Origin of the sequence: Jiangella gansuensis DSM 44835, from assembly GCF_000515395.1 — a bacterium.
Taxonomy (GTDB): Bacteria; Actinomycetota; Actinomycetes; order Jiangellales; family Jiangellaceae; genus Jiangella; species Jiangella gansuensis.
Map to the genome: position 1 here is coordinate 115,687 of NZ_KI911782.1, position 13,915 is coordinate 129,601.

Annotated in this window: 14 protein-coding genes; 9 read left to right on the forward strand and 5 right to left on the reverse strand. The window is 71.5% G+C overall.

Annotated features, from left to right (window positions below):
* Window positions 1-42 precede the first annotated feature (42 nt).
* The 3 genes from JIAGA_RS0100540 to JIAGA_RS0100550 all read left to right on the forward strand — a co-directional run bounded on the left by JIAGA_RS0100540 (window position 43) and on the right by JIAGA_RS0100550 (window position 3,102).
* A complete protein-coding gene (locus JIAGA_RS0100540; RefSeq protein WP_026874167.1) occupies window positions 43-765 on the forward strand; it encodes a GntR family transcriptional regulator in 723 nt (240 codons plus the stop codon).
* Window positions 762-2,099, forward strand: a complete 1,338-nt coding sequence (locus tag JIAGA_RS0100545; protein WP_026874168.1) for a glycoside hydrolase family 15 protein — start codon at window positions 762-764, stop codon at window positions 2,097-2,099. Before JIAGA_RS0100540 ends, JIAGA_RS0100545 begins: the two co-directional genes overlap by 4 nt.
* Window positions 2,100-2,223: 124 nt before the next feature.
* Window positions 2,224-3,102, forward strand: coding sequence for a hypothetical protein (locus JIAGA_RS0100550; RefSeq protein WP_026874169.1), 879 nt, complete (start codon window positions 2,224-2,226; stop codon window positions 3,100-3,102).
* Between the two features lie 49 nt (window positions 3,103-3,151).
* Here JIAGA_RS0100550 and JIAGA_RS26600 read toward each other — a convergent pair whose 3' ends face one another.
* From JIAGA_RS26600 to JIAGA_RS26605, 5 genes are read right to left on the reverse strand one after another with little or no spacing between them, the layout of a single operon-like run.
* The gene (locus JIAGA_RS26600) at window positions 3,152-4,615 is read right to left on the reverse strand and encodes a sulfatase-like hydrolase/transferase (protein ID WP_051425506.1); all 1,464 of its coding nucleotides are present in this window, start codon (window positions 4,613-4,615) and stop codon (window positions 3,152-3,154) included.
* Window positions 4,612-5,916 carry a Gfo/Idh/MocA family protein gene (locus tag JIAGA_RS0100560; protein WP_026874170.1) on the reverse strand — a complete coding sequence of 435 codons (1,305 nt, stop codon included), beginning with the start codon at window positions 5,914-5,916 and terminating at the stop codon, window positions 4,612-4,614. The genes JIAGA_RS26600 and JIAGA_RS0100560 overlap by 4 nt, the downstream gene beginning before the upstream one ends.
* Before the next feature lie 2 nt (window positions 5,917-5,918).
* Window positions 5,919-6,785 carry a carbohydrate ABC transporter permease gene (locus JIAGA_RS0100565; protein WP_026874171.1) on the reverse strand — a complete coding sequence of 289 codons (867 nt, stop codon included), beginning with the start codon at window positions 6,783-6,785 and terminating at the stop codon, window positions 5,919-5,921.
* On the reverse strand, window positions 6,786-7,850 hold the full coding sequence (locus tag JIAGA_RS0100570) for a carbohydrate ABC transporter permease (protein ID WP_084469370.1): 1,065 nt from the start codon (window positions 7,848-7,850) through the stop codon (window positions 6,786-6,788). It lies immediately after the preceding gene.
* 3 nt (window positions 7,851-7,853) lie between these two features.
* Window positions 7,854-9,257, reverse strand: a complete 1,404-nt coding sequence (locus tag JIAGA_RS26605) for an ABC transporter substrate-binding protein (RefSeq protein WP_084469371.1) — start codon at window positions 9,255-9,257, stop codon at window positions 7,854-7,856.
* Between the two features lie 160 nt (window positions 9,258-9,417).
* On the opposite strand from JIAGA_RS26605, the gene JIAGA_RS34165 reads away from it, so the two are divergent.
* The 6 genes from JIAGA_RS34165 (at window position 9,418) to JIAGA_RS35140 (ending at window position 13,869) form a co-directional block, all read left to right on the forward strand.
* Window positions 9,418-10,428: an Lrp/AsnC family transcriptional regulator gene (locus JIAGA_RS34165; protein WP_169738786.1), complete on the forward strand. Its 1,011-nt coding sequence runs from the start codon at window positions 9,418-9,420 to the stop codon at window positions 10,426-10,428.
* Window positions 10,429-10,551: 123 nt separating this feature from the next.
* Window positions 10,552-11,106: a GrpB family protein gene (locus JIAGA_RS0100585; protein WP_211239453.1), complete on the forward strand. Its 555-nt coding sequence runs from the start codon at window positions 10,552-10,554 to the stop codon at window positions 11,104-11,106.
* A gap of 107 nt (window positions 11,107-11,213) precedes the next feature.
* On the forward strand, window positions 11,214-12,176 hold the full coding sequence (locus JIAGA_RS0100590; RefSeq protein ID WP_026874175.1) for a 2-hydroxyacid dehydrogenase: 963 nt from the start codon (window positions 11,214-11,216) through the stop codon (window positions 12,174-12,176).
* A gap of 7 nt (window positions 12,177-12,183) precedes the next feature.
* Entirely contained in the window at window positions 12,184-12,966 is a 783-nt protein-coding gene (locus JIAGA_RS0100595) for a carbon-nitrogen hydrolase family protein (RefSeq protein ID WP_026874176.1), read from the forward strand.
* On the forward strand, window positions 12,948-13,598 hold the full coding sequence (gene mobA, locus JIAGA_RS26610; RefSeq protein WP_051425508.1) for a molybdenum cofactor guanylyltransferase: 651 nt from the start codon (window positions 12,948-12,950) through the stop codon (window positions 13,596-13,598). The genes JIAGA_RS0100595 and mobA overlap by 19 nt, the downstream gene beginning before the upstream one ends.
* Before the next feature lie 7 nt (window positions 13,599-13,605).
* Window positions 13,606-13,869 (forward strand): DUF6457 domain-containing protein, encoded by a 264-nt coding sequence (locus tag JIAGA_RS35140; protein WP_051425509.1) that lies wholly within the window; start codon window positions 13,606-13,608, stop codon window positions 13,867-13,869.
* Window positions 13,870-13,915: the final 46 nt, after the last annotated feature.

Consider the following 13,915-nt stretch of genomic DNA (forward strand, 5'->3'; position numbering starts at 1 on the left):
CTCCGATAAGAGAACCACTGGTCTGCTTGAGGGAGGTGCCCCATGGCCCGGCCGTCGGTGAAGCCGCTCGAGGTGCGCGCCCTGATCGAGCAGCAGTTCATCGCCACCATGCAACCCACCGACGTGCTGCCGTCCGAGCGCAGTCTCGCCGAGCTGTTCAGCGTGTCCCGGGCCACCGTCCGGTCCGCGCTCAAGCTGCTGGAGGACGACGGGCTGCTCCGGTCCGCGCCCGGGGTCGGCACCTTCGTCGCGGCACCGCACCTGTCCAAGGCTCCGGTTCTCACCTCGTTCACGCAGGACGTCGCGGCGCGTGGGTGGACAGCCGGTTCCCGGGTCCTGGAACGGCGGCGGGCCGTGGCCGACACCGCCGTCGCCCACGACCTCGGCATCGAACCGGGCGCGGACTACTACGAGATACGCCGGGTCCGGCTGGCCGACGACGTCCCGCTCAGCGTCGAGCTGGTCCAGTTGCCGGCCGCGTTGGTGCCCGGGCTGATCGACCGGCCGCTCGACGGCTCGCTCTACCAGGAACTGGCCGACCGCTACGGCATCCGGGTCAGCCGGCACGACCGCCGCATCAGCGCCGTCAACCTCGACGCCGATACCGCCGGACTGCTCGGCGTCCCACCGCGCACCGCCGCGCTCTACGTCACGCAGCAGGGCTACGACCAGCACGGACGCCGCATCGAACACGGCAAGTCCCTCTACCGCGGCGATCGCTACGACTTCTCGACCGTCACCTACGCACCTGGAGGCCGGCCGTGACCGTCACCCTCGGAACCCGAGGCACCGCGTGGAGCCCCGAAACCCGCCTCTACTCCGACGGCGTCGTCATCGGCGCCGACGGTGGGCCGCTCGTGGTGCCGCCACACTCCGGCCTGCGTCGGCTACCGGGGACGGGGTACCTCGATCCGTCGTCCGGCGAGCTTCCCGGAGCCGCCGTCCCGACCTCCGACGACGTCGACGCGGCCCGGGCCGCGCTCGCGGCCGCCGAGCTCCCAGGGCGCGGCACCCCGTACGCCGCGATGGCCGAGCACGCACTCGTCGACATCGGTGTCCTGACGTTCCCGAACGGCGCCGTGGTCGCCGCCGGGAGCCCGTACTGGCGATACGTATGGCCCCGCGACGCCGGGTACATGGCGGCGGCCCTCGTCCTGGCCGGCCAGCCGGACCTGGCGTTCTCACAGCTCAGCTACGTCGCCGCGATGCAGGAGAGCGACGGCACCTGGCAGGCGCGTTACCTGCCCGACGGCACCCGCGCCGTCCCCGACGACCGCGGCCTGCAACTGGACGGAATCGGCTGGACGCTGTGGGCGTCGTGGGTGCTGGCGTCGTCGGCGGGCGGCACGCCATCGGGCCGGGAGCGGCTGGCCGAGCTCGCGCCGATGATCCGCGCCGCGGTCACGGCCGCGCTCGACGCCCTGGACCCGCGGACGGCACTGCCCAAGGCGTCGCAGGACTTCTGGGAGATGGACGTCGAGGAGGCGGTGCTCGGCTCGGCGGCGCCGCTGTTGCTGGGCCTGCGGAGCGGCCGCGACCTGCTGCGCCGGCTTGGCAGCGATGGCACCGGCGTCGGCTTGAGCGAGGACGGTGTCCTGAGCGAGGACGGTGTCCTGAGCGAGCGGGCCGCGGACGCCGCGACCCGGCTCGCCGACGCCGTCCGCAGCGGGTTCGGCGCACACGGCTATGCCCGGCGCATCAGCGGGAGCGGCGGCCGGGACGCCTCGATCGCCTTCCTCCTGCCGCCGTTCGCGCCCCACGACGCCGAGGTCGAGCAGGCCTGGCGGGCCGCCGTCGCCGACACCACGGTGGCCAACGGCGGCGTCCGACCCGGCGAGGAATGGACCGACCTCGAGACCGCATGGACCCCGCAGATGTCCCTGCACGCCATGACCGCCGCGTCCATCGGTGACGCCGCGCTCGCCCACCGGCTGCTGAGCTGGCTGGACCTGCGCCGCAGCCGGCTCGGCGCGCTCCCGGAAAAGGTGACCGCCGCCGGCAGGCCGGCCGCCGTCGCGCCCCTAGGACTGACCGGCGCCACCGTCCTGATCGCCCTCGCCGCTCTCGACGGCCGCGCCCTGCCGGTCCCGCTCCCCTGACCCGACGGAAATGATCACGTTCGGCATGGGTACACCCGCGTCACCACGAATGCTTGCCTGGTGAAGCGGTAAGACGCCTGGCCGGGGGTGGCCCAGGACGGACGCCGCGGGTGACAATCGGGGGATGCGACGGTGGCGGATCGGGTTGGGCGCAGCGCTGGGGGTGGTCGTGCTCGCCGGAGGCGCCGTCGCGCTCGCGCGCACCGGTGACGACCAGCCGTCCGGCGGCGGCTCCCCGACGGCCCGCGCCGAGGCGCCGGAGCTCACCGCCACCGCGGAGATCCGCCGGTCGTTCAACCGTCCGGGGCTCGTGGTCATCGCGGTCACGAACCACGGCACCCAGGACGTACGCATCACGGCGGCCGAACTGCTCAGCGACTCGTTCGAAGCCACGGGGCCGCAACCCTTCGACTCCACCATCCCGCCGGGCGCCACCCCGCGTGACCTGCAGCTCGAGTACGGGCCCGCGCGTTGCCCGGACGGCGTGGACTCGACCACCGGCCCGGCCACGGTCGCCCTGGTCGTCGAGGCCGCCGACGGCAGCGAGCACGAGCTGGAGATGGAGCTCCCGCACCCGAACGGCACGCTCGACCGGTTGCTGCGTACCGACTGCGGCGCGGAGATCCTCGATGCGGCGGTCGAGCTGACTCTCGGCCCGCTGGAGACCGGGCCGGACGGTACGGTCAGCGGGCTGCTCAGCGTCACCCGGATCGACGGCTCGGCCGAACGGGTCGCCCTCCACGACGCCCGCGGCAGCGTGCTGTTCACCATGGTTCCCGATCCGGTCACCACTGATCCGACGCAGCGGCTGGTCCGTTTCGACGTGATGCGCTGCGGCGGCCACGCCATCGGAGACGCCAAGCGGCCGTACGGGTTCACTGCGTGGGTCCGGCTGGGCGATGCCGAGCCGATCCCGGCCGTCGTCCCGGTCGACGACGCCCACCGTGCGGTCCTGGACGCGATGCAGGCCGTCCGGTGCGAGGACGCCCCCGGAGTGACCTGACCCGGCAGCTGCTGTCGGCGTCGTGACTGTGCAGCCGCCGGTGGCGGCGTCAGTGCCGGACGTCCAGGTGGAACGCGTCGGTGTGGTAGCCCGGCCAGGCGGTGGCGCGCTGCTCGGCGGGGGTGTCGCCCATCGGGGGTACGGCGGGGAGTTCGCCGTCGACGAGGTAGCGCTCACCGCCCCCGTCGCGGACAGCCCGGACCAGCCGTTCCCGCCAGGCTCCCAGGTCCGCCGCCCCAGCCAGGTCGTGCCGCTCCCCCGGATCGACAGAGAGGTCGAACAGCTGCTCCGCCGGCCCCTCGGGGTACCAGATGTACTTGTGCCGCCCGTCGGTGACGGCGATGTAGTACGGCAGGCCGGGCGGTCCGCCGTCGCCGCCGGCAATGCCCACCACCAGCCGAGACGCCGGCGGCGCGGCCGCAAGGGACACCAGGTCCGACCCGTCGACGTCGGCACCGACGCTGCCGCCGGCGGCTCGGACGAAGGTCGGCAGTACGTCCGCCAGCGTGACCGGGGTGTGCACGACGGTGCCGGCCGGGAAGGTGGCCGCACCGGCCGGGGGTCGGACGATCAGCGGAACCCCGGCGGATGCTTCGTGGAAGAACACCTTGTTGCCGGTGCCGTGGTCGCCGAGGAACTCACCGTGGTCGGACGTGAACACGATCATGGTCCGGCCGAGCTCACCGATGTCCTGCAACGCGGCGAGCACCCGGCCCAGGTTGTAGTCGATCTGGGTGATCAGCCCGTAGTAGGCGGCCCGTGCGGCCCGGATGGTGTCCGCGTCGAGCAGGTCGAACGAACCGCGGTGGCGTTGCCGCCGGAACGCCGCCGGGGCATCGTCGCCGGCCCAGTTCCCCACCACGGGCTCCGGGATCGGCGCCGAACGGTACATCGAGTAGTACGGCTCCGGCGGGTCCAGCGGCGGGTGCGGCTTGGAGTAGGACAGCCACAGGAACATCGGCCGGGTCGGGTCGCGCCGGTGCCGGATGTGCTCGACGGCCTGCTCGGACAGCCACGACGTCAGCGTCTCCGCCTCCGCGACGGTGGCCATGCCGGGGTACAGCTCGTTCTGTCCCAACCCGTGCCGCATGGCCGCGACCGCCGTCCGGCTGGCGTGCCGGTAGTAGTCGTCGGGGAGGATCAGCTCCTCGAAGCCGTGGTGCGCCCGTGGTGGGCTGAAGTGCATCTTGCCGATGCCGACGGTCGCGTAGCCCAGGGCCGCGAGGCGAGCCGGCAGGGTCGGCGCCCCCGGCGGCAGCACGGCGCTGGTGGCACCGTTGTGGATCATGCCGTGCCGCAGGCTCGACTGACCGGTCAACAGCGACACCCGGGCCGGCACACACACCGGGGTGGGCGCGTAGGCGGCGTCGAACCGGGCACCTTCGTGGGCCAGCTGATCCAGGTGCGGCGTGCGCAGGAAGGGCGGCGCACCCGGTCCGAGGGTGTCGCGGCGCTGCTGATCGGTGGTGATCAGCAGCAGGTTCGGCCGCTCGTCGGCGGGAGCGCTGGTCACAGGTACTCGATGGTGCCGTTCTGCCGGGAACGTTCCGCGGCGAACGCCACCCAGTGGCTCTCGAGGCTCTCCTCGAACGCGCTGGGCGCGGCCTCGACCGGCAGGCCGGCCAGCCGCTGCCGAGTCCGCTCGGCGAAGTCGGCCATCAGTCCGGCGTCGCCGCCGGAGTGCCCGCCACGGTCCTCGGGGACCTGTTCCACGAAGCCGACCGCGCCGCTGGCCGGCAGACCCGCCACGTCCGGCGTCGAGTCCCGGAAGCGGACGACCTCGATACGACCGGTCTCCAGGTCGGACCTGATCTCGCCGTGGCTGCCCATGAGCGTGATGACCCGCGTGTTCTGGCTCGTGAACGCGGACACGACCAGCGACGCCGTCACGCCGTTGGCGAACCGCAGCGATGTCGTCTGGTGGTCGACGACGTCGTTGTCCATGCGATAGACGCAGCGACCGTAGTCGGTCTCGCGCATCGCCCGCATCCGGCCGGCCGGCGACGGGTCGTTGGTGATGACGGAGATCGGCCAGGTCTCGACCCCGGCGAGTTGCTCGACGTAGAACCGCTCGGCGTTGTAGGGGCAGCTGTCGGCGACCGCGCAGCCGTCGATGCACCGCTCCGTGGAGCCCGCCGGAGCGTTCTCGAGACGGAAGTGCCGACGGTCGCCGAACGACGAGACCGCGGCGTACGGCGAGTCGACCAGCCAGCGCAGGATGTCGAGGTCGTGACAGGCCTTGGCCAGCAGCATCGGGCTGGACTGCTCCGTACGGTGCCAGTTGCCGCGCACGTAGCTGTGCGCGAAGTGCCAGTAGGCGATGTTCTCCGCGTGTTCCACGCCCTGTAGCTCGCCGATGTGGCCTTCCTGCAGTAACCGGCGCAGCGTCTTGAAGAACGGCGTGTACCGCATGACGTGCGAGACGGTGATGGCGCCCGGGTGGTCCTTGGCCGCGGCCACCAGCCGGTCCAGCTCGTCCGCCGTCGGCGCTATCGGCTTCTCCAACAGCACGTCGTAGCCGAGCTCCAGAGCACGCACGGTGGGGTCGACGTGGAGGCGGTCCGGCGTGGCGACCACCACGGCGTCCCAGGGCCCCGGCTGGGCCAGAGCGGCCCGCCAGTCGGTGTAGCGGTGCTCCGGCGCTACCCCGTGCGCGTCGCCGACGGCGCCCAGCCGCTCGTCGTCGACGTCGGCGATTCCGGTCACCCGCGCCGCTTCGGGGTGGTCCAGGCACCAGCCGGCGTAGGCCTGGCCGCCCCGGCTCCCGGCACCCAGCACCAGCAGACGCACCGGCGCGTCATGGTCGTCGCTCATGGTCATCCCTTCTCGGCTCCGGCCGTCAGGCCCTCGACCAACAGCCGCTCGGCGGCGAAGAACAGCACGACCACCGGCAGTGTGAGCAGGACGGAGCCGGCCATCAGCACCGTCGTGGACACGCTGATGTCGTCGAGCTGTGCCAGTCCGAGCGAGACCGTCCAGTTGTCCCGCCTCTCCAGCAGGAACAACAGCGCGAACAGGTACTCGTTCCACGCAATCATGAAGACGTACAGCGACGTCGCGGCGATCGACGGCATCGCCAGTGGCAGGACGATCCGCCGGATCACCTGGCTGCGGTTGCAGCCGTCCACCATGGCCGCGTCCTCCAGGCCCTGGGGGATGGACCGGAAGTAGTTGCGCAGCATGTACACCGACACCGGGACCGTGGACGCCAGGTAGATGATGATCAGCGCGGGCAGCTCGCCGCGCAGCCCCAGCCGGGAGAACAGCACGAACAGCGGGATCGCCATCACGATGCCGGGGAACATGTAGACGGCGAAGAACGCCGTGTTGATCGTGTTCTTGCCGGGGAAGCGCAGCCTCGTGGCGGCGTACGCGCCCAGCACCGACAGCGTCACCGTCAGCACCACAGACCCCAGCGCCACGATGAGAGAGTTGCCGAAGAACGACAGCAGCCCGTAGCCGCCGTCCTCGGGCGAGGCGATCACCCGCTCGTAGGCGGCCAGGTTCACCTCGCTCGGGCTGGGCACCACGTTCAACGGGTCGGCCAGCACCGCCTGCAGCGGCTGGAGCGACAACAGCACCATGTAGAACAGCGGTACGACGCAGGCGACCAGCACGAAGGCCAGCCAGACCACCCGCGCGACGCCTATGACCCGGGTCTCGACCCGTTCCCGCGAGACCACCTAGACCTCCGACTCCTGCTTCAGCACGCCGTAGCGGTAGTAGACGGCGAACGCGATGATCAGGACGACCGACATCAGCAGGCCCAGCGCGGCCGCGCCGCCGACGTCGTTGCGCGATATCAGGTAGTTGTAGACCTGCACGGACACCACCTCGGTGCCGGCAGCGCCCCTGGTCAGCAGGTAGATGTCGTTGAAGTTCTGGAACGTCCAGATGAAGCGCAACAGGACCAGCAGCGCGATGACACCGGACAGCTGCGGCGCCACGATGTAGCGGAACCGCTGCAGCGGGGTGGCGCCGTCGACCCTGGCGGCCTCCTCGAGGTCACGCGGCAGCCCTTGCAACCGGGCCAGGATGAACAGGAACGCCAGCGGAAATGTCTTCCAGGCCTCGAACACGATGACGGTGATCAGCGCGATCGGCGCGTCGAAGCCGATGCCGAACAGCTCGATGCGATGGAACCGCTCGCTGAGGAACCCGATCGGCTGGTCCCAGCCGAGCACGTCGACGCCGAACACGTTGACCGGGCCGAACTGCGGGTTGAGCAGCGTCCGCCACACCAGCGCCGCGGAGACGACCGGGATGACGTACGGCACGAGCACGAACGCTCGGATGATCATGCGGCCGGGGAACCGCTGCCGCAGCGCCAGCGCCGTCAGCAGGCCGGCACCGACCGACAGCACGGTTCCGCCGATGCTGTAGATCAGCGTGGTGCGGACCATCTCCCACAGGTCCGAACTGCCCAGGACGGTCTCGAAGTTGCGCAGCGTCAGCGTGATGTCGAAGACGTTTTGCAGGTCGATCAGCCGCAGCCGCTGGAACGACATGAGGATCGTCCAGAGGAACGGCAGGACGACGACCAGCAGGACGATCAGCACCGTCGGGCTGACCAGCACCAGACCGTCGCGGGCCTCGCGACGCCGCAGTGACAGGCCGCGGCGGCGGGGCCGCGCCGGCTCCTGGCCGGGAGCCGGCGACGGCGTCCGCTCGGCGTCCGGCAGCGTGCCGGACCGGCCCGCAGGGTCGCCCGCGCCCTGCGGGGTCGTGCGCGATCCGTCTCGGCCCATCCGTCAGCCGAGCGCCGAGGCGAGCTGCGTGGCGCTCTCGTCCATCTGCGCGGCGGCCTCCTCCGCCGTGATGGTGCCGTCGAGGGCGTCGCGCAGGATGTTCGTCAGCTCGAGGTCGCCGTACATCGCCGTGACCAGGGCGCCGTAGCCCTGCGCGAAGCCCCACCGCTCGAAGCCGGTGGCGCCGGTGGCGATGGTCTCGACGGCTTCGTCGCCGTACAGCTCGCCGACGGTCACCGTCTCGGAGCCGCTGCCGACCGCGAGCTCCCGCCAGCCGTCGACGAACGAGGTGTCGCCGGCCTCGGGGCCGTTGCGCATCGGGAACCGGCCCTCGGGTGAGATGGACAGGAAGCCCATGTAGCCGTCCTCGCCGAGCAGGTACCGGACGAGCTCCTTGGCGGACTCGGTGTCGGCGGACGAGGTGATGCCGAGGTTGATGGTCAGGCCGAACTGGGTCGGCTCGTCACCCGACGGCCCCTGGAACAGCGGCAGGATGGTGGTGCGGTCCACCAACCACTGCTGGTCGTTCGCGCACTCGGCACAGGTCAGCGGGGTGTCCGGGAACAGCCCGGCCAGCTCGTCCAGCAAGTGCGGCGACCACGACGTCATGGCGGCCCGCCCGGCCAGGTAGTTCGCCCGGGTGGTGTCGACGTCACCGGCACCGGTCGGCGCGAACTCGTTGAGGTCGACGTAGAACTGGATCGCCTCGACGCACTCCGGGCTGTCGAGGGTGACCTCGCCCTCGTCGTCCACCAGCTGGCAGCCGTTGGCCAGGGCGACGTGCTCGAACACCTGCATGGTGAAGCCGTCGCCGCCGGAGCTGCCCAAGGCGAACCCGGCCGTGCCGTCCTGGCCGTTCAGCTGTTCTGCGGCGGCGAGCGCGTTCTCGTACGTGCTCGGCTCCTCCAGGCCCGCGGCATCGAACAGGTCGGAACGGTAGAAGATCATCTGGCCCCAGCCGTCGGACGGGACCGTGGCGTACTCGCCCTCGGCGTCCTCGACCCGGATGAGATCCAGTGCGCTCTCGTTGAACGTGTCGGTGCCCAGCTCGTCGATGAGTTCGCTGGCGGCGGCAGCATCGAGGATGCCCTCGTTGACCCAGCCGGCGGCCAGCTCGACGCCGTGCACGACGACGTCCGGCAGATCGCCCGCGGCGGCCGCGGACACCATCGCCTGGGACAGGTCCGGAGCGCTGACGCCGACGAGCTCGACGTCGATGCCGCTCTGTTCGGTGAAGGTTTCCAACACCGGCTGCATGGTCGCGATGCGATCCGCGGTGTCGTACACGGTCCACAGGGTGATGCTGCCGTCCCCGCCGCCGCCGGCGGAGTCGCCGTCATCGTCGTTCGAGCAACCCACCGCGACGAGCGCGATCGCCGCCACGGCGCACAGAGGCCGTCGCCACATGAAGCAGTCCTCCTCGGGTGGTCCGGACCGTCGCGCGCCGACCACTGGGCAGCAGCGCGGACGTCCTGCGAATGTGGGGCACCATGGTTCGGCGTGTGATTCAACCTGTCAACGAGTGTGCGTAGAATGCAAGAAACCCACATGCATGGCGGGTGATCTGATGGAATCGGCAACAGCCGATGAACTCGACAGGCTCGTCATCGCGGCCCTGCTGGCACACCCGCGGGCCACCAACGCCACCATCGGCCAGGCGGTGCGCAGCTCCGAGGCCACGGTGTCGCGGCGCATCGCCCGGCTGCGCCGTCAGGGTGCCGTCCGGGTGGTCGGCGCACTGGACTCGCAGCTCAGCCACCGGGCCCGGTCGGTCTTCGTGCGGCTGCGCTGCGCGCCCGGCGCCGCCGACGAGCTCGCCCGGCCGCTGGCGTTGTGGGACGAGACAGGATCGGTCAAGGTGCTCACCGGCAGCGTCGACTGCGTGGCCGAACTCGCCTACACGTCCAACGAGCACCTCTACCGGCTCATGATGCACCGGCTGCCGCAGTTCGACGGCGTCATGTCGACCTTCAGCAACCAGGTGATCCGGCGCTTCTCCACGCCGCACGGCTGGAACCCCGGCATCCTGCCGGACGACGTCGTCGCCGCGCTGCGGGCCGAGCGGCACGACCGCTGGGACGAGCAGCCCGAACCGGCCGAGGTCTCACCGATGTCCCGGCTCGACGAGCGGATCATGCGGGAACTCGTCGTCGACGGGCGGATGAGCTGGCAGGACCTCGCGCACCGCTGCGAGGTCACGCCGAGTACCGCGCGCCGCCGGGCCGAGTCCCTGATGTCCAGGGGCTTCCTGCGGATGCGTACCGTCGTCGAACCCGAGATCCTGGGTCTCACGGTGAACGCCTTCGTCTGGCTGACCATCAACCCCACCAAGATCGGGCTGGCCGGCGAGATGCTCGCCAAGCACCGCAACGTGCTGATGATCGCCGCGACCACCGGAGACCGGAACCTGTGCGGCGAGATCGCCGTCGACAACGACAGTGCCCTCTACGACTTTCTCTCCGAGACCATCGGCCACCTGCCCGGGCTGCTCCACGCCGACGTCGCCGTCGCCCTGCGCACCGTCAAGCGTGCCGGCAAGGTGGTGCCCGACCTCCAGCCCGCCGAGACCGCCACCTGACACCCGCCATCGAGCTGGCTCGCCGGTCCGGATGGTACGTACGGTTGAACACAGCCGGAACTCCGGCCGGATCCTGCGTATCTCGCGCGCCGATAGGGGCTGGCGAGGACTAATCTCGAGTCCATGCACGAAAGCAATGCTGCGCACGATGCCGTGCGCCGCGATCCCATAACCATCGTTCCGTACGACCACACGTGGGCCGAGTCCTTCGAGCAGCAGCGTCAGGCCGTCGAGCCGGCGCTGCGGCCCTGGCTGATCGGCGCCGTCGAGCACGTCGGCAGCACGGCCGTGCCGGGCCTGCCCGCGAAGCCGATCATCGACATGATGGCCATGGTGGCCGACTACGAGCAGGCCCGCGACGCCATTCCCGCCATGGAGGCCATCGGCTGGACCTTCGTGTGGGAGGACGGCGACCACGAGCTGCGGCGCTGGTCGTTCTGCCATCCCGACCCGGCGTGGCGGACCCATCACCTGCACGTCGTCGAGTACGTGTCGCAGTTGGGCCGCGACTGCCTGGCCTTCCGTGACCACCTGCGCCACCACCCCGACGACGCCGCCTCCTACGCGGCGGTGAAGCGGGACCTGGCGGCGCTGCACCATGACGACCGGCCGGCATACCGGGCGGGCAAGGCGCCGTTCATCGAGGACATCATGCGCCGCGCCTCCGTGCAGCACTGACCCGCCGCAACCGCTCACCCCCCCGTGATCATCAACCGCTGGGTGCGCCATGACGCCGCCAACGGTTGATGATCAAGGGAATGCGGCCCGATACTCTGGCGGGCGTGATGGCGACGAGCTCGGCACGGGCGGCGAACGGTGTGCTCCAGGTCGGTCCACTACATCCCACCGTCGAGCGTGAACTGACGACGCTCGGGGCGCGGCGGCTGCCTGACGGCCCCGATGCGGCGCAGTTCCTGGCCGCGCAGGGCGAGCACGTCACGGTCGTCGTCACCAGTGGCGGCACCGGGGTGGACGCCGGACTGATGGCGGCGCTGCCGAAGCTGGCCGCGATCATCAACTTCGGGGTGGGCTATGACGCCACCGACGTCGACGCGGCCAGGGCCCGCGGGGTCGCGCTCAGCAACACCCCGGACGTGCTCACCGACTGCGTCGCCGATATCGCCGTCGGCGGCCTGATCGACGCGGTGCGCGGGCTGTCGGCCGCCGACCGGTTCGTACGCCGCGGTGAGTGGGCCGATGGCGGCCGGTTCCCGCTGATGACGCGGGTGACCGGAATGCGGGTCGGGATCCTGGGCCTGGGCCGCATCGGCCTGGCCGTGGCCCGGCGGCTGGAAGGCTTCGACGCGCGGATCTCGTATCACAGCCGCAACCAGGTGGCCGGGGTCTCGTACGCCTACGCCGCCACCCCGGCCGAGCTGGCCCGCGACGCTGACGCCGTCATCGTGACGACGCCGGGCGGGGCAGCCACCCGCGGGCTGGTGTCGGCGGAGGTGCTCGACGCGCTCGGCCCGCGCGGCTACCTGGTGAACGTGGCCCGCGGCAGCGTCGTCGACGAGCAGGCTCTGGTCGCAGCGCTCTCCGCGGGCCGCATCGCGGGGGCGGCGCTGGACGTCTTCGAGGCCGAGCCACAGGTGCCGGCCGCGCTGATGGATTTCGACTCCGTCGTGCTGCTGCCCCACATCGGCAGCGGAACGCACGAGACGCGCGAGGCGATGGCACAGCTGGTGCTGCGCAACCTCCAGCAGTTCCTGACCGACGGCACACTGGTGACGCCGGTGCGGCTTTAATGGCGGAATGCGGGTAGCACTGGTCCAGCTCGCCGCCGGAACCGACGTCGCGGAGAACGTGGCGGCCGTCCGGCGGCTGACGAAGGACGTCGCGGCCGACCTGATCGTCCTGCCGGAAGCCGTCATGCACGACTTCGGCAAGCCCGACCTGCCGCTGGGTCCGGTCGCCCAGTCGCTGGACGGGCCGTTCGCTGCCGCCCTCGCCGAGCTGGCGCGCGAGCACCGGGCCACCGTCATCGGTGGCATGTTCGAGCGCTCCGACGATCCCGACCGGCCCTACAACACGCTGCTCGCGGTGGGGCCGGACGGCGCACTGCTCGGCAGCTACCGCAAGGTGCAGCTGTACGACTCCTTCGGCTACCGCGAGTCGGAGCGGCTGCGCGCCGGCGAGCCGGTCCCGTCCGTCGTCGACGTCCAGGGTGTCCGACTGGGCCTGCTGACCTGCTACGACCTGCGCTTCCCAGAGCAGAGCAGGGCACTGGTCGATGCCGGTGCCGATGCGTTGGTGGTCCCAGCGGCGTGGCTGCGCGGCCCGCTCAAGGAGGACCACTGGCAGACGCTCCTGCGCGCCCGGGCCATCGAGAACACCGCCTACGTGGTGGCGGCGGCGCAGACCGGCCGGGCCTACTGCGGCCTGAGCATGCTGGTCGACCCGCTCGGCGTGGTGGTGGCGTCCCTCGGCGACGACGAAGGCCACCTGACGGCCGAGCTCGACCCGGCCCGCATCGAATCCGCCCGTGATCGCAACCCGGCGTTGCGGCATCGGCGCCCGTGGCGGTCCGCGCCGTGACACCGTGGGCGGCGGTCGTACTCGCCGGCGGCGCCGGGCGGCGGCTGGGCGGGACCGACAAGCCCGCCCTCGTCATCGGCGGGCGGACGCTGCTCGACCGAGCCGTCGCCGCTTGTGCCGGCGCCGAGCGCGTCGTCGTAGTCGGGCCGCGGCGCCCGACGTCGTCCCCCGTCACATGGACCCGGGAGGAACCGCCCGGAAGTGGGCCGCTGGCCGCACTCGCGGCCGGGCTGGCCGCTCTCGGCCCGCCGGGTGCGCGATCCGGCGTCCTGGTCGTGCTGGCCGCGGACCTGCCGGAGGTGTCGCCGGGCCTGGTCGGCAGACTCATCGGCGCCCTCGAACCGCCGGCCGACGGTGCCGTCGTGGATCCGCTGCCCGACGGTGCCGCCGTCGTCGACCCGGATGGTTGGGTACAGCCGCTGGTGGCGGTCTACAGAGCCGCGCCCCTCGCGGCCGCTCTGGACGCCGTCGGCGACCCGCGGAACCGGCCGCTGCGAGACCTGCTGCCGCACCTGGTACTGCGTACCGTCCCGGACGCGGCCGGCGCATCGGACATCGACACGCCGGACGACCTGGCCCGATGGCAGACGGGCCCGGTAGAGGATGTGGGAACTGCCGCGAAGGAAGGGTGAGCGCGAGATGGACCGCTGGGTGAGCGAGCTGTGCGACCAGCTCGGGGTTCCCGTCGACGACGTCGACGTCGGCGCGATCCTCGACGTCGCCAGGGACGCGGCGCACAACGTCGAACGGCCCGCGGCGCCGGTGACGGCGTTCGTCGCCGGGTACGCCGCGGCCATCAAGGGCGGTGGCGCCGCCCAGGTCGCCGCGGCCCTCGATACTGCGGGCGACCTCGCCCGCGACTGGACCGAGGGCCCCGACGTCACTACGCCGGCGCTGCAGTGAGCCCGGCCCAGCAAGTCGTGGCCGCCCGGGTCCGCTAGCGTCGGCG